The organism is Pseudomonas sp. 28 E 9 (assembly GCF_900004785.1).
In the GTDB taxonomy this organism is placed as follows: domain Bacteria; phylum Pseudomonadota; class Gammaproteobacteria; order Pseudomonadales; family Pseudomonadaceae; genus Aquipseudomonas; species Aquipseudomonas orientalis_A.
The window spans coordinates 16,617-32,210 of sequence record NZ_CVTK01000044.1 but is presented as its reverse complement, the minus strand read 5'-3'; the positions used below and the strand labels follow the sequence as shown (position 1 = coordinate 32,210).

The following is a 15,594-nucleotide window of genomic DNA, read 5'->3' as shown; positions in this document are numbered from 1 at the left end:
GTTCAGTCGCCGTTCAGCGTCGTACCGGGCGCTTCTGCAACTTACGCTGCAAGGTACGCCGGTGCATGCCCAACGCGCGAGCGGTGGCGGAGATATTGCCTTCGTGCTCGGTCAGTACACGCTGGATGTGCTCCCACTGCAGGCGGTCCACCGACATGGGATTTTCCGGAACCAGGGTATCGAGGTCGGCGTGCTCGGACAGCAGCGCGGCGAGCACGTCATCGGCATCCGCCGGCTTGCACAGGTAGTTGCAGGCGCCACGCTTGATGGCTTCGACGGCAGTGGCGATGCTGGAATAGCCGGTGAGGATCACCACGCGCATTTCCGGGTCGAGTTCCAGCAGCTTGGGCAACAGCACCAGGCCCGAGTCGCCGTCCATTTTCAGGTCGAGCGCGGCGTAGTCCGGCAGGTCGGCCTGGGCGATGGTCAGGCCTTCTTCGGCTGAGCCTGCGGTGCTGACGCGAAAGCCGCGACGACTCATGGCACGCGCCATCACGCGGGTAAAGGTGGCGTCATCATCTACCAGCAACAAATGCGGCAGTTCTTCGCCTTCGACTTGGATCTCGTCACTCATCGATATCTCCTCGTGCGACACGGGGCAGGCGCAGCTCGGTGAGCGTACCGCCTTCCTCATGACTATAGAGCTTCACTGAGCCGCCCGCGCGGGTCACGCTGGCCTTGCTCAAAAACAGGCCAAGGCCGAAACCTTTGCCCTTGGTGGTAAAGAACGGTTTGCCGATCTGCTCGGCAATGGCCAGCGGCACGCCCGCGCCGTGGTCACGAATGCTGATGGTGACGTTTTCCGCGTCCCAGTCCAACTGCACGCCCAGGCCTTCAGGGCAGGCGTCGGCGGCATTGTTCAACAGGTTGAGCAAGGCCTGGGTGAGATCCGGCGGCGGCGCCATGCGCGGTACGCTGCCCTGGCCCAACAGACTGAAACGGTAACTGGCTTCAGGGCGCATCAGGTGCCAGCGGTTCAGGGCTTCGTCGAGCCACTGGGTGACATCCTGCATCTCGACCGCCAGACGCCGATTGGCTTCGGCGGCGCGTACCAGTTGCTGCAGGGTCAACTTGCACTGCTTGACCTGTTCCTGCAGCACGCTGAGGTCATCCTGCAACGCCGGGTCGTGATGGTCCTGGGTCATCTCCTTGAGCAGCACGCTCATGGTCGCCAGCGGCGTGCCCAGCTCATGGGCGGCACCTGCCGCCTGCGTGGCGACCGCCAGCAATTGCTGGTCGCGCAAGCCCTCCTCACGGCGAATGGCGCGCAGTTCTTCCTGGCGGCGCAGCTCTTCGGCCATGCGCGCGGCAAAAAACGTGATAACGGCGGCAGACAAGGCAAAGCTGAGCCACATCCCGTAGATCTGCAGATTTTCCCGAGCGATCGGAAAGGTCTGCAGTGGATAGAATTGCGCCAGCAACAGCGTGTACAGCGTCAGTGCGATGCCCGACAGCACTACCGAATAGCGCCACGGCAGGGTCACGGCGGCAATGGTCAGTGGCACCAGGTAATAAGACACAAACGGGTTGGTGGAACCGCCGGAGAAGTACAGCAACACACTGTGGATAAACAGGTCGCAGGCCAATTGCAGCGCGTATTCCAACTCGGTGACCGGCCAGGTGGTGCGCAAGCGGATGGCGGTGAACGCACAGAGCACGGAGGAAAAGCCTAGGGTCACAGCCAATTGCAGCCACGGCAGCGGTAGCAGGTCGAACCAATAGGCAAGCCCGACGGAACCGGCCTGTGCGGCCAATACCAGGGTGCGAATGAACGTCAGGCGCCAGAGATTCTGGCGAGTGGCGGAAGTCAGTTTTACGGCGGCGAGCATGAGCTCTCCCGATGAGCGCTGCAGGCGGATCGGCATGAGTATAAACGAAGCAGACCCACCGGCACGGCGCGTGTGGCTCTTTGACGCAGGCGGGGCAGATGACCGTTCGTCGGCGCCGTCACAACATGTAGGGAATATGTAAACCCGAAGAACCCGGCGCCACCGTCTACAGTCATACCGAACACGACAATCCCAAGGAGCTTTCATGTCCCGTTTCATTCGCAGTGCCGCTGTCCTCACCCTCGGTGCCAGCACCCTGGCCAGCCTGCCGGCCATGGCCGCCGATGAACTGCATTACAACCAGATCTCCCTGCGCGCCGAAGTCAGCCAGGAAGTGGCGCGCGACAAGATGATCGTGACCCTCTACACCGAGTCGCAAAACGCCGACCCGGCCAAGCTTGCCGCTGAAATCACCACCACCATGAACACCGCCCTGGGCCAGGCCCGCGAAGTCAAGGCCGTGACCCTGCGCCAGGGCAGCCGCAACAGCTACCCGATCTACGACAGCAAGAACCAGAAAATCACCGGCTGGCGTGAACGCGCCGAACTGCGCCTGGAAAGCGCGGACTTCCCGGCGTTGTCCAAACTCACCGGCGAGCTGTTGAACACCCTGAAAATGGACAGCATGGACTTCGCCATCGCTGACAGCACGCGCAAGGCCAGCGAAGATGCGATGCTCAAAGACGCAGTGGCAGCGTTCAAGGCCCGTGCGCAACTGGCTACCGATGCACTCGGCGGCAAGGGTTACAAAATCGTCAACCTGAATTTCAACACCAACGGCTACCCGATGCCCTACGCGCGCGGCGCCATGATGATGAAAGCGGCGATGGCCGATTCGGCGCCCACGCCTGAAGTGGAAGCCGGCACCAGCCAAGTCAACATGAGCGCAGACGGCGTGATTGAAGTGCAGATGCAGTGACCCCTACCTGACAACCCTGAACGGCGGTAACCTCGGTGACCGCCGTTTTCATTTGCGCAGCTTTTACAGGGTTGCGATTTCAGGGGTCTCCATGGACAGAATTGCCTTCAAACCGCTCCTCCTTGCCGCAGGCCTCCTGGCCTTTATGCCGCTGGCTCACGCCTCCACCACCCTGGTCTACTGCTCCGAAGCCAGCCCCGCCGGCTTCGATCCCAGCCAATACACCAGCGGCACCGACTTTGACGCCTCCGCCGAAACCGTATTCAACCGCCTCACCCAGTTCAAGCGTGGCGGCACCGAAGTCGAGCCCGGCCTCGCCACCCGCTGGGATGTGTCCGAAGACGGCCTCACCTACACCTTCCACTTGCGTGATGGCGTCAAGTTTCACACCACCGACTTCTTCACCCCGACCCGCGACTTCAACGCCGATGATGTGGTGTTTACCTTCACCCGTCTGCTGGATGCCGAGAGCCCGTTTCGCAAGGCCTACCCTTCCGAATCGCCCTACTTCACCGACATGGGCCTGAACACCACGATCAAAAGCGTCGACAAACTCGACGACCACACCGTGCGCTTCAATCTGAACAACGTCGATGCCTCGTTCGTGCAGAACCTGGCCATGAGTTTCGCCTCGGTGCAATCGGCCGAGTACGCCGCCCAGCTCCTCAAGCAAGGCAAGGCCGAGGACATCAATCAGAAACCGGTGGGCACCGGACCGTTCGTGTTCAAGCGCTACCAGAAAGACGCGCAGATCCGCTACGTCGCCAATAAACAGTATTGGAAGCCCGAGGACGTGAAACTCGACAACCTGGTCTTCGCCATTACCCCGGACGCCGCCGCGCGCCTGCAGAAACTCAAGGCCGGCGAATGCCAGGTCAGCGGCTACCCGCGCCCCGCCGACATCGAGGTGATGAAACAGGACCCCAACTTGCGCGTGCTGCAGCAGGCCGGCTTCAACCTGGGTTTCCTGGCCTACAACGTTACCCATCCGCCGCTGGACCAGCTCAAAGTGCGCCAGGCCCTGGATATGGCCATCGACAAGCCTGCAATCATCAAGGCGGTCTACCAGGGCGCCGGACAATTGGCGCATAACGCACTGCCACCGGCGCAGTGGTCTTATGACCCGGCGATCAAGGATGCACCGTACGACCCGACCAAGGCTCGGGCGCTACTAAAAGAAGCAGGGGTTGCACCTGGTACCACCATCGATCTTTGGGCGATGACCGTGCAACGCGCCTCCAATCCGAACGCGCGCATGTCCGCGCAAATGATCCAGCAGGACTGGGCCAAGGTCGGCATCAAGGCCAATATCGTCAGCTATGAGTGGGGCGAATACATCAAGCGCGCCAAAAATGGTGAACACGACGCGATGATTTATGGCTGGACCGGCGACAACGGCGACCCCGATAACTGGCTCGGCGTGCTCTACAGTTGTGCCGCAGTCAAGGGCAGCAACTACGCCAAATGGTGTAACCCGGCCTATGACAAGCTGGTGCAGCAGGCCAAGGTCAGCAACGACCGCGAACAGCGCATCAAGTGGTATCAACAGGCACAACAAATCCTTAAGGAACAAGTACCTATAACGCCTATTGCGAACTCGACGGTTTTCCAGCCAATGCGCAAGCAAGTGCGCGACTTCAAGATCAGCCCGTTCGGGCTGACACCGTTCTACGGTGTGAGTCTAGATAAGTAACAACAACGCCCCAATCGAGTGCACTAGACGCCTCGATTGGGCTTTTGCGGTGCGCCCGACGCACCGAAAAAAACCGCCAAACGGACACATTTATGTCGAAACTTTCATAAATGCGACATTCTTGTACGCCCGTCCCACTGTTTGGTGCTTGCAACCGTTCAACATCTTGCAATGGGTATGGCGCCTGCATAAGTATCCGCAGGCCGACTCACGAGGTCGCCCTCACCACCAAAAATGACAACAAATCATGAGGCCAACATGCTTAAACACGCAGTCCTTCCGTTATTAGTGAGCGCTGGCCTTATGGCCGCAGCCCCATTTGCCCAAGCGGCAACTAACCTGGTGTTCTGCTCCGAAGGGAGCCCGGCCGGTTTTGACCCAGGCCAGTACACCACCGGAACAGACTTCGATGCCTCGGCCGAAACCATGTTCAACCGCCTGAGCCAGTTCGAACGCGGCGGCACCGCCGTGGTGCCTGGCCTCGCCACCAGCTGGGACGTGTCCCCGGACGGCCTGACGTATACCTTCCACCTGCGCGAAGGCGTCAAGTTCCACACCACCCCGTACTTCAAGCCGACTCGTGAATTTTCGGCCGACGACGTTCTGTTCACGTTCAACCGGATGATCAATAAAGACGATCCATTCCGTAAGGCCTACCCCACCGAGTTCCCGTACTTCACGGACATGGGGATGGACACCAACATCAAGAACATCGAGAAAATCGATGACCACACCGTCAAGTTCACCCTTGGCACCGTGGACGCCGCGTTCATTCAGAACATGGCAATGAGCTTCGCCTCGATCCAATCCGCCGAATATGCCGCGCAATTGTTGAAGGAAGGCAAACCTGCCGACATCAACCAGAAGCCGGTCGGCACCGGTCCGTTCGTGTTCAAGAGCTACCAGAAAGACTCGAACATTCGCTACACCGGCAACAAGGACTACTGGAAACCTGAAGACGTGAAGATCGATAACCTGATCTTCGCCATCACCACTGACCCGTCGGTGCGTATCCAGAAGCTCAAGAAAAACGAATGCCAGGTCACCCTGTTCCCGCGTCCGGCCGACCTCAAGGCGCTGGGTGAAGACAAGGACCTGAAACTGCCGCACCAGGCCGGTTTCAACCTGGGCTACGTGGCCTACAACGTGATGGACAAGGTCAAGGGCAGCGATCAGCCAAACCCGCTGGCAGACCTGCGCGTACGCCAGGCGCTGGACATGTCGGTGAACAAGCAGCAGATCATCGACTCGGTGTACCAGGGTGCCGGTCAATTGGCCGTCAACGCCATGCCGCCGACCCAATGGTCCTACGACACCACCATCAAGGACGCCGCCTACAATCCCGAGAAAGCCAAGGCGCTGCTCAAGGAAGCCGGCATCAAGGAAGGCACCGAGATAGTACTGTGGGCCATGCCGGTTCAGCGTCCGTACAACCCGAACGCCAAACTGATGGCTGAGATGCTGCAGAACGACTGGTCCAAGATCGGCTTGAAGGTCAAGATCACCAGCTACGAGTGGGGCGAGTACATCAAGCGCTCCAAGGGCGGCGAGAACCAGGCCATGATCATTGGCTGGAGCGGCGACAATGGTGACCCGGACAACTGGCTGAACGTGCTGTTCGGCTGCGACTCGCTGTCGGGCAACAACTTCTCCAAGTGGTGCGACAAGAAATTCGACGGCATCGTGAAACAAGCCAAGGCCACATCGGATGTCGCCAAACGCACCGAGCTGTACAAGCAGGCGCAACATGTACTCAAAGACGCAGTTCCGATGACACCTATCGCGCACTCGACGGTGTATCAACCCATGCGCAACACCGTGCAGGACTTCAAGATCAGCCCGTTTGGCTTGAACTCTTTCTACGGCGTCAGCGTAAGCGGCAAGTAAGGATCAATCACGGCGACGTTTCACAACGTCGCCGTTATTTCATCCGCCTAGATCGTAGGAAACAGACCACATTTTAAGCGCCGCCGTCCTACAGTAATGAACTGCGCTTCATGTCTCCGTTACCTACAAGGCCAGTCCGATTTGGCGCATTTACTGTGAAGTCCGCGACCCATAACGTCGTAGGACGGCAGGGGCCCCAATTTGAGAAAGGTACTCGCTGTGTGTGGGATCAGTGATGTCTCCCTGGCTGTGGCCAGTGGGACCGCTCGCTGTTGATAACTACAAACAAGGATCGGGATCGTCATGCGCCATACCACCGTTCTATCCGCACTGTTTGCCACCGGCCTTCTGGCCGTGGCCACAACGGCTGAAGCCGCCGACAAGAAGAGCCTGGTGTTCTGCTCCGAGGGCAGCCCGGCAGGCTTTGACACCGCGCAATACACCACCGCCACCGACAACGACGCTGCAGAGCCGTTGTACAACCGCCTGGTCGAGTTCGAAAAGGGCGCAACTGACGTCGTGCCCGGGCTGGCCACCAACTGGGATATTTCCGAAGACGGACTGACCTACACGTTTCACCTGCGTGAAGGGGTGAAGTTCCACAGCAACAAGGAATTCAAGCCGACGCGCGACTTCAACGCCGACGACGTGCTGTTCACCTTCAACCGCATGCTTGACCCCGACCATCCGTTTCGCAAGGCCTACCCTACCGAGTTCCCCTACTTCAACGGGATGAGCCTGAACAAGAACATCGCCAAGGTCGAAAAAACCGACCCGCACACCGTGGTGATCACCTTGAACACGGTCGACGCCGCGTTCGTGCAAAACATCGCCATGAGCTTCGCCGCGATCCTCTCCGCCGAGTATGCCGAGCAGTTGCTCAAGGAAGGCAAACCCAGCGATATCAACCAGAAGCCGATCGGCACCGGCCCGTTTGTGTTCCAGCGTTACCAGAAAGACTCGCAGATTCGCTACGTGGCGAACAAACAGTACTGGGACCCGAGCCGGGTCAAGCTCGACCAACTGATCTTCGCCATCAACACCGACGCTTCGGTGCGCGTGCAGAAGCTCAAGGCCGGCGAATGCCAGATCACCCTGCACCCGCGCCCTGCCGATGTCGACGCGCTCAAGGCCGACCCGAACCTGCAACTGCTGACCAAGCCAGGCTTCAACCTCGGCTACATCGCCTACAACGTGCGCCACAAGCCGTTCGACCAGCTTGAAGTGCGCCAGGCGCTGGACATGGCGGTGAACAAGCAGAGCATCCTCAACGCCGTCTACCAGGGTGCGGGACAACTGGCCGTCAACGCCATGCCGCCGACCCAGTGGTCCTACGACGACAGCATCAAGGACGCCGCCTACAACCCGGAAAAAGCCAAGGAACTGCTCAAGGCCGCCGGTGTGAAGGAAGGCACCGAGATCACCCTCTGGGCGATGCCGGTACAACGTCCGTACAACCCCAACGCCAAGCTGATGGCTGAAATGCTGCAGAACGATTGGGCCAAGATCGGCCTGAAAGTGAAGATCGTCAGCTACGAATGGGGCGAATACATCAAGCGCACCAAGAACGGTGAGCATGATGTCAGCCTGATCGGCTGGACCGGCGACAACGGTGACCCGGACAACTGGCTGGGCACCCTCTACAGCTGCGACGCCATCGGCGGGAACAACTACTCCATGTGGTGTGACCCGGCGTACGACAAGCTGATCAAGCAAGCCAAGGTCGTCACCGACCGTGAACAAAGGACTGTTCTGTACAAACAGGCACAGCAACTGCTCAAGCAGCAGGTGCCGATCACGCCAGTCGCCCACTCGACGGTCAACCAGCCGTTAAGCGCCAAAGTCGAAGGCTTCAAAGTGAGCCCCTTCGGCCGCAACGTGTTCTCGGGCGTCAGTATCACCCCATAAGAAAAAATAACCGGATTGCGCAGGGCGATGTTGGCCCTGCGGCAAACGTGCAGGCTTTTGTTGGGAATTTTCCTACGCCAAACGTTTGCAACAGCTTGAACGAGTTACACACCCAATAGCCGGTTCACCTAAAAAGACCGGCATAAAAAAGAGAACCAAAGGAGCTTCACCCATGAAACTGAGCAGCAAAGCGCTTCTGGCCCTGGCCATCAGCAGCATCACGGCCACCGCCTACGCTGAAACCCAGAGCCAGGACTTCGTTCCTACCACTCTGGCCGGCACCAGCGCCCAAAGCGAGGCCAAGGGCTTCATCGAAGATTTCAGCCTGGGCGGCACCACGCGTAACTGGTACTCCCATGAAAGCAAATACCGTGGGGGCACCTTCTCGTACCAGAAGCATGGTGAAACCCGTACCGACCGCAACCGTACCAACTGGGTACAGGGCACCATCCTCAACGCCAGCTCGGGTTTCACCCAGGGCACTGTCGGCGTCAAGACCGAAGTGGCGGTGTACAACGCGCTGGTCCTGGACCGCAGCAAGCGTGATATCAAGGGCGGCTCCAACCGCACCCTGGCCGACTCCAACGGTGATGCCGTCGACCAGTGGAGCAAACTGGGCCTGGCCAACGTGCAGTTCCGCGTGTCCAACACCACGCTGACCGCCGGTCGCCAGAACTTCAGCAGCGGCATCGTCGACACCATCGGCAACCGTGCGCTGCCTTCAAGCTTCCAGGGTGTGAGCTTCAACAGCGAAGAATTCAGCAACCTGTCGTTCCAGGGCGGTATTTTCGATCGCGTTTCCCCGCGAACCGAACAGAGCCTGTCGAAATTCCGCAGCGAATACGGCAATGGCGCGGAAACTGACAAGGTCTCCACCCTGGGTGTGAACTACCAGCCGCTGAAAAGCCTGAAGACCAGCTTCTTCGCCGCCAACGTGAAGGACTTCTGGAACCAGTACTACTTCGGCGCGACCCACGAACTGGGCGACGCTCAGCAACTGGGCCTGACCACCGGCTTCAACTACTACAAGACGGTCGATGAAGGCAAAAAAGAGATGGGGGAAATCGACAACGATACCTTCTCCCTGTCCCTGGGCCTGACTCACCAGGCCCACAGCCTGACCTTCGGCTATCAGCAAGTGAACGGTAACGAGTACTTCGACTACCTGCACGAAACCAACGGCATCTACCTGGCCAACTCCCTGACGTCTGACTTCAACGGCCCGAACGAGAAATCGTTCCAGATCGCCTACGCCATCAACATGGCCGAATACGGCGTGCCAGGCCTGAAGTTCAACGCCTACTCGGCCCGCGGCTGGGGCATCGACGGTACCCACTACACCGGCAACAATGGCCGCGCCAAGTTCGCCTACGACGGTATCCAGTCCCAGGACGGCGAGAAGCACCAGGAATACGGTGTAGGTGCTTCTTACGCCCTGCAGAGCGGCCCGCTCAAAGCCACAACCGTGCGCGCAACCTATGTCGAGCACCGTGGCAGCGAGTTCCAGTCCGACGGCAGCATCAAAGAGTTCCGTCTGGTCACCACCATCCCGTTCAACATTCTTTAATTAGCGCCAGGTAAGCGGCGGGCTCAGGACGAGCCCGCCGTCTTCGCGTTTCTGGCTCCATCGATTGCAGAGGGCTCTGAATGAAAATGCTCCCGTTACAAGCTGCCATGGCCGCTGCGCTGTTGAGCGTGGCGATCGGCGTTTCGGCCAAACCGCTGGTGGTCTGCACCGAAGCCAGCCCGGAAGGTTTTGACCCGGTCCTGTACACCACCGCCGTGACCGCTGACGCCGCCGCCGAAACCATGTTCAACCGCCTGGTGGATTTCAAGCCCGGCACCACCGAAGTGGTCCCGGCGCTGGCCAAGGACTTGCCGGAAATCAGCGCCGATGGCCTGACCTACACGTTCCACCTGCGTGACGATATCAAGTTCCACACCACCGACTATTTCAAACCCACGCGCAACCTGAACGCCGACGACGTGCTTTGGAGCTTCCAGCGCCAGCTGGACCCGAATCACCCGTGGCATAAAAAGTCGCTCGTAGGCTACCCGTACTTCGAAAGCATGGGCTTCAAGGAACTGCTCAAGAGCGTAGAGAAGACCGATGATCACACCGTCGTCTTTACCCTGACCCGTCCTGAAGCACCGTTCCTGGCCGACCTGGGCATGGCATTTTCTTCAATCCACTCCAAGGAATACGCCGACCAGTTGCTCAAGTCCGGCAAGACCGATGACCTTAACGCCAAGCCCATCGGCACTGGCCCGTTCATCTTCATCCGTTATCAAAAAGATGCCCAGGCGCGCTTCAAGGCCAACCCTGAGTACTTTCGCGGCAAACCGGCAGTTGATCCGTTGATCCTGGCGATCAGCACCGATAACAACGTGCGCCTGCAGAAGCTCAAGGCCAATGAATGTCAGATCGCGTTGTTCCCCAAGCCGGATGATATTCCGAGCATCAAGAAAGACCCGAACCTGAAAGTCGACGAACTGGCGGCGATGACCACCAGTTACACCGCGATGAACACCACCCACAAATACATGAGCGATGCCCGGGTACGTCACGCGATCAACATCGCGTTCGACAAGGCAGGCTATACCGATGCCCTGTTCGGCAAAGGCAATGCGGTAGTGGGTACCGGCCCTTATCCGCCGACCTTGCTGGGTTTCAACGACAAACTGAAAAACCCGCCCCGCGATCTGGACAAGGCCCGCGCCCTGCTCAAGGAAGCCGGCGTACCGGAAGGCACCGAATTCACCCTGTTCACCCGCAACGGCGGCGGCCCGACCAACCCCAATCCAATGCTCGGCGCCCAGCGCATGCAGGCGGATCTGGCGCAGGTTGGCCTGAAGGTCAATATCAAAGTCATGGAATGGGGCGAAATGCTCAAGCGCGCTAAAAACGGCGAGCACGACATGGTTTCGGCTGGCTGGGTCGGCGATAACGGTGACCCGGACAACTTCCTCACACCCAACCTGAGTTGCGATGCGGCGAAAAACGGCGAAAACTACGCACGCTGGTGTAACAAGGAGTTTCAGGACTTGATCGACAAGGCCCGTGCAGAAAAGGAACCGGCCTCACGGGCTGCGCTCTATGAACAAGCACAGGATGTTTTCGAGAAGGACCAGCCATGGCTTCCCATGGCTTATCCGAAACTGTTCACCGCCATGCGCAAGAACGTAGAAGGCTTCACCCAAAGCCCTCTGGGTACAAATAACTTCGCCACCACCCAGGTGAAGTAAATAAGAAAAACGCTCGGCGCCGTCGACCCTGACGGCGCCGAACCTGCCTAACCGGCTGATTGAGGTATACACCAAGATGTTTAGTTTTATTGCCCGCCGACTGGGGTTATTGATCCCCACGTTCTTCGGCATCACGTTGCTGACCTTTGCGTTGATTCGCATGATTCCAGGCGACCCCGTAGAAGTCATGATGGGCGAGCGTCGGGTTGACCCCGAAATGCATGCCCAGGCAATGGAACGCCTTGGCTTGAACAAGCCGTTGTATGCGCAATACCTGGACTATGTGGGCAAACTTGCCCAGGGCGACCTTGGCGAATCCCTGCGCACCCGCACCAGCGTGTGGACCGAGTTCACCGCACTCTTTCCGGCGACCCTGGAACTGTCCATGGCCGCCCTGTTGTTCGCCGGTATCCTGGGCCTGCTGGCCGGGGTGATCGCGGCACTCAAGCGAGGATCGCTGTTCGACCACGGGGTGATGGGCATCTCCCTGGCGGGTTATTCGATGCCGATCTTCTGGTGGGGCCTGATCCTGATCATGTTCTTCTCGGTGAGCCTGGGCTGGACCCCGGTTTCCGGGCGTATCGACCTGCTCTACGACATCGAGCCGCGCACCGGCTTCATGCTCATCGACACGCTGCTGGCCGACGAGCCGGACGCGTTCTGGGACGCCTTGCACCACTTGATCCTGCCGGCCATCGTGCTGGGCACCATCCCGCTGGCGGTGATCGCACGCATGACCCGCTCGTCGATGCTCGAAGTGCTGCGTGAAGACTACATCCGCACCGCCAAGGCCAAGGGCCTGTCGCCGGCGCGCGTGGTGTTCGTGCACGGCCTGCGCAACGCACTGATCCCGGTGCTGACCGTGGTCGGCCTGCAAGTCGGCACGCTGCTGGCCGGTGCGGTACTGACCGAAACCATCTTCTCGTGGCCCGGCATCGGCAAATGGCTGATCGAAGCCATTGGCGCGCGGGACTACCCGGTGGTGCAGAACGGCATTCTGCTGATCGCCTGCCTGGTGATCCTGGTGAACTTCGTGGTGGATATCCTCTACGGCTTCGCCAACCCACGCATCCGTCACCAGCGCTGAGATCATGACCATGACTACCTCTACTCCAGTGTCAGCAGTCGATCAGAGCCTGCTGTACCCGTCTCCGTACAAAGAATTCTGGCAAGCCTTCTCCAAGAACAAAGGCGCGGTCGCCGGCCTGTTGTTCATGCTGCTGATCGTGTTCTGCGCGATCTTCGCACCCTGGGTTGCACCGCATAACCCGAGCGAGCAATACCGCGACTTCCTGCTCACTCCGCCTGCGTGGCTGGAAGGCGGGCAGATGCAGTTTCTGCTCGGCACCGACGAACTGGGCCGCGACCTGCTCTCGCGCCTGATCCAGGGTTCGCGCCTGTCGCTGCTGATCGGCTTGTCGTCGGTGGTGATGTCGCTGATCCCGGGCATCCTGCTGGGCCTGTTCGCCGGGTTCTTCCCGCGCCTGCTCGGCCCGACCATCATGCGTTTGATGGACATCATGCTGGCCCTGCCCTCGCTGCTGCTGGCGGTGGCGATTGTCGCCATCCTCGGCCCTGGCCTGATCAACACCGTGATCGCGATCGCCATCGTGTCGCTGCCGTCCTACGTGCGCCTGACCCGCGCTGCGGTGATGGGCGAGCTGAACCGCGACTACGTGACGGCTGCGCGCCTGGCCGGTGCCGGCCTGCCACGCCTGATGTTCGTCACCGTGCTGCCCAACTGCATGGCGCCGCTGATCGTACAGGCGACCCTGAGCTTTTCCTCGGCGATTCTCGATGCTGCGGCCCTGGGCTTCCTTGGCCTTGGCGTACAACCGCCAACGCCTGAGTGGGGCACCATGCTGGCTTCGGCCCGTGACTACATCGAACGCGCCTGGTGGGTAGTGAGCTTGCCTGGCTTGACCATTTTGCTCAGCGTGCTGGCAATCAACTTGATGGGTGACGGCCTGCGCGACGCGCTGGACCCGAAACTCAAGAACGCCGCCTGAGGAGATTCCCATGTCACTGTTAGAAATCAAGAATCTCAACGTGCGCTTCGGCGACAAGACCGCCGTACCGGTGGTCGATGGCCTCGACATTACCGTCGACAAAGGCGAAGTCCTGGCAATCGTTGGCGAGTCGGGCTCGGGTAAATCCGTGACCATGATGGCGCTGATGGGCCTGATCGAGCATCCCGGTATCGTCACCGCCGACGCGCTGAACTTCGACGGCAAGGACATGCTCAAGCTGAGCAACCGCCAGCGCCGCCAGATCGTCGGCAAAGACCTGGCGATGGTGTTCCAGGACCCGATGACCGCGCTGAACCCCAGCTACACCGTGGGTTTCCAGATTGAAGAAGTGCTGCGCCTGCACCTGAAAATGTCCGGCCGGCAAGCGCGCAAGCGCGCCATCGAACTGCTGGAAAAAGTTGAAATCCCGGGCGCCGCCAGCCGTATGGATGCCTACCCGCACCAATTGTCCGGCGGTATGAGCCAGCGTGTGGCCATCGCCATGGCGATTGCCGGAGAGCCGAAACTGCTGATCGCCGACGAACCGACCACCGCCCTGGACGTAACCATCCAGGCGCAGATCATGGACCTGCTGCTGGCCCTGCAGAAAGAACAGAACATGGGCCTGGTGCTGATTACCCACGACCTCGCGGTCGTGGCTGAAACCGCCCAGCGCGTGTGCGTGATGTACGCAGGCCAGGCCGTGGAAGTCGGCCAGGTGCCGCAACTGTTCGACATCCCGGCGCACCCGTACAGCGAAGCGCTGCTCAAGGCGATTCCGGAACACAGCCTGGGCGCCACGCGGCTGGCCACGCTGCCCGGCATCGTGCCGGGCCGCTATGACCGCCCGCAGGGTTGCCTGCTGTCGCCGCGCTGCCCGTACGTGCAGGAAAACTGCCGCACCCAGCGCCCGAGCCTTGATCCGAAAACCAACAGCCTCGCGCGCTGCTTCTACCCCTTGAACCAGGAGGTGGCGTAATGGCCGTCGTTCTTACCGCCCGCGACCTGACCCGTCACTACGAAGTGTCCCGTGGCCTGTTCAAGGGCCACGCCACGGTGCGTGCCCTTAATGGTGTGTCCTTCGAACTCGAAGCCGGCAAGACCCTCGCCGTGGTAGGCGAGTCGGGTTGCGGCAAGTCCACCCTGGCCCGCGCCCTCACGCTGATCGAGGAGCCGTCTTCGGGTTCGCTTAAAATTGCCGGCCAGGAAGTGGCCGGTGCCGACAAGGCCCAGCGCAAGCAATTGCGCAAAGACGTGCAGATGGTGTTCCAGAGCCCGTACGCCTCGTTGAACCCACGCCAGAAGGTCGGCGATCAGCTCGGCGAGCCGCTGCTGATCAACACCAACCTGTCCGCCGCCGAACGCCGCGAAAAAGTGCAGGCGATGATGAAGCAAGTGGGCCTGCGCCCCGAGCATTATCAGCGCTACCCGCACATGTTCTCCGGTGGCCAGCGCCAGCGTATCGCCCTGGCCCGGGCGATGATGCTGCAACCCAAAGTGCTGGTGGCGGATGAGCCGACCTCGGCGCTGGACGTGTCGATCCAGGCCCAGGTGCTCAACCTGTTCATGGATTTGCAGCAGGAATTCAACACCGCCTACGTGTTCATCTCCCACAACCTGGCGGTGGTGCAACACGTCGCCGACGACGTGATGGTCATGTACCTCGGCCGCCCGGTGGAAGTGGGCCCCAAGGAAGACATCTACGCCCGCCCGCTGCACCCGTACACCCAGGCGCTGCTGTCGGCCACCCCGACCATTCACCCGGACCCGAACAAACCGAAAATCAAAATCGTCGGCGAACTGCCCAACCCGCTGAACCCGCCGCCTGGCTGCGCGTTTCACAAGCGCTGCCCGTACGCGACAGCGCGCTGCAGCACCGAGGAGCCGCTGTTGCGGCCGTTGGATAATCGCCAGGTGGCGTGCCACTACGCAGAGCAGTTCGTCGCCTGAATCATGTAGGAGCGAGCTTGCTCGCGAAAAGCGTCAACAATTACGCGGGCATCTGGTTTATCACAGTGCCCTTGCGTTCTTCGCGAGCAAGCTCGCTCCTACAGGGGTGATGCGGCGTCAGTGAGTTCTACAGCCCTTCCCGTCAGGTTGCGC

General features: G+C 60.2%; 12 protein-coding genes. 10 read left to right on the top strand and 2 right to left on the bottom strand.

Features of this window, described 5'->3' with window-relative positions; translation table 11 throughout:
• Positions 1-13: 13 nt before the first annotated feature.
• Both BFQ00_RS12770 and BFQ00_RS12765 read right to left on the bottom strand, forming a co-directional pair.
• Positions 14-574: a response regulator transcription factor gene (locus tag BFQ00_RS12770; RefSeq protein ID WP_003171731.1), complete on the bottom strand. Its 561-nt coding sequence runs from the start codon at positions 572-574 to the stop codon at positions 14-16.
• Positions 567-1,829, bottom strand: coding sequence for an ATP-binding protein (locus BFQ00_RS12765; protein WP_065893639.1), 1,263 nt, complete (start codon positions 1,827-1,829; stop codon positions 567-569). The genes BFQ00_RS12770 and BFQ00_RS12765 overlap by 8 nt, the downstream gene beginning before the upstream one ends.
• Positions 1,830-2,034: 205 nt before the next feature.
• On the opposite strand from BFQ00_RS12765, the gene BFQ00_RS12760 reads away from it, so the two are divergent.
• From BFQ00_RS12760 to BFQ00_RS12715, 10 genes are all read left to right on the top strand, one after another.
• Positions 2,035-2,748 carry an SIMPL domain-containing protein gene (locus BFQ00_RS12760; RefSeq protein WP_065933723.1) on the top strand — a complete coding sequence of 238 codons (714 nt, stop codon included), beginning with the start codon at positions 2,035-2,037 and terminating at the stop codon, positions 2,746-2,748.
• Positions 2,749-2,839: 91 nt separating this feature from the next.
• Entirely contained in the window at positions 2,840-4,441 is a 1,602-nt protein-coding gene (locus BFQ00_RS12755; RefSeq protein ID WP_065933722.1) for an ABC transporter substrate-binding protein, read from the top strand.
• Positions 4,442-4,699: 258 nt separating this feature from the next.
• Entirely contained in the window at positions 4,700-6,328 is a 1,629-nt protein-coding gene (locus BFQ00_RS12750) for an ABC transporter substrate-binding protein (protein WP_065883656.1), read from the top strand.
• A gap of 303 nt (positions 6,329-6,631) precedes the next feature.
• Positions 6,632-8,236, top strand: coding sequence for an ABC transporter substrate-binding protein (locus BFQ00_RS12745; protein ID WP_065933721.1), 1,605 nt, complete (start codon positions 6,632-6,634; stop codon positions 8,234-8,236).
• A gap of 172 nt (positions 8,237-8,408) precedes the next feature.
• Positions 8,409-9,803, top strand: a complete 1,395-nt coding sequence (locus BFQ00_RS12740; RefSeq protein ID WP_065933720.1) for an OprD family outer membrane porin — start codon at positions 8,409-8,411, stop codon at positions 9,801-9,803.
• A gap of 80 nt (positions 9,804-9,883) precedes the next feature.
• A complete protein-coding gene (locus BFQ00_RS12735) occupies positions 9,884-11,482 on the top strand; it encodes an ABC transporter substrate-binding protein (protein WP_065883647.1) in 1,599 nt (532 codons plus the stop codon).
• A gap of 76 nt (positions 11,483-11,558) precedes the next feature.
• Positions 11,559-12,569 carry an ABC transporter permease subunit gene (locus tag BFQ00_RS12730; RefSeq protein ID WP_003171721.1) on the top strand — a complete coding sequence of 337 codons (1,011 nt, stop codon included), beginning with the start codon at positions 11,559-11,561 and terminating at the stop codon, positions 12,567-12,569.
• 10 nt (positions 12,570-12,579) lie between these two features.
• A complete protein-coding gene (locus BFQ00_RS12725; RefSeq protein ID WP_065883645.1) occupies positions 12,580-13,491 on the top strand; it encodes an ABC transporter permease subunit in 912 nt (303 codons plus the stop codon).
• 10 nt (positions 13,492-13,501) lie between these two features.
• A complete protein-coding gene (locus BFQ00_RS12720) occupies positions 13,502-14,470 on the top strand; it encodes an ABC transporter ATP-binding protein (protein ID WP_065883643.1) in 969 nt (322 codons plus the stop codon).
• Positions 14,470-15,441 (top strand): peptide ABC transporter ATP-binding protein, encoded by a 972-nt coding sequence (locus tag BFQ00_RS12715; RefSeq protein ID WP_057724522.1) that lies wholly within the window; start codon positions 14,470-14,472, stop codon positions 15,439-15,441. Before BFQ00_RS12720 ends, BFQ00_RS12715 begins: the two co-directional genes overlap by 1 nt.
• Positions 15,442-15,594 lie beyond the last annotated feature (153 nt).

Bases quoted from the DNA above. Each gene is read 5' to 3' on its own strand.
- BFQ00_RS12770 (WP_003171731.1), bottom strand. From the start codon at position 574: ATGAGTGACGAGATCCAAGTCGAAGGCGAAGAACTGCCGCATTTGTTG.
- BFQ00_RS12765 (WP_065893639.1), bottom strand. From the start codon at position 1,829: ATGCTCGCCGCCGTAAAACTGACTTCCGCCACTCGCCAGAATCTCTGG.
- BFQ00_RS12760 (WP_065933723.1), top strand. From the start codon at position 2,035: ATGTCCCGTTTCATTCGCAGTGCCGCTGTCCTCACCCTCGGTGCCAGC.
- BFQ00_RS12755 (WP_065933722.1), top strand. From the start codon at position 2,840: ATGGACAGAATTGCCTTCAAACCGCTCCTCCTTGCCGCAGGCCTCCTG.
- BFQ00_RS12750 (WP_065883656.1), top strand. From the start codon at position 4,700: ATGCTTAAACACGCAGTCCTTCCGTTATTAGTGAGCGCTGGCCTTATG.
- BFQ00_RS12745 (WP_065933721.1), top strand. From the start codon at position 6,632: ATGCGCCATACCACCGTTCTATCCGCACTGTTTGCCACCGGCCTTCTG.
- BFQ00_RS12740 (WP_065933720.1), top strand. From the start codon at position 8,409: ATGAAACTGAGCAGCAAAGCGCTTCTGGCCCTGGCCATCAGCAGCATC.
- BFQ00_RS12735 (WP_065883647.1), top strand. From the start codon at position 9,884: ATGAAAATGCTCCCGTTACAAGCTGCCATGGCCGCTGCGCTGTTGAGC.
- BFQ00_RS12730 (WP_003171721.1), top strand. From the start codon at position 11,559: ATGTTTAGTTTTATTGCCCGCCGACTGGGGTTATTGATCCCCACGTTC.
- BFQ00_RS12725 (WP_065883645.1), top strand. From the start codon at position 12,580: ATGACTACCTCTACTCCAGTGTCAGCAGTCGATCAGAGCCTGCTGTAC.
- BFQ00_RS12720 (WP_065883643.1), top strand. From the start codon at position 13,502: ATGTCACTGTTAGAAATCAAGAATCTCAACGTGCGCTTCGGCGACAAG.
- BFQ00_RS12715 (WP_057724522.1), top strand. From the start codon at position 14,470: ATGGCCGTCGTTCTTACCGCCCGCGACCTGACCCGTCACTACGAAGTG.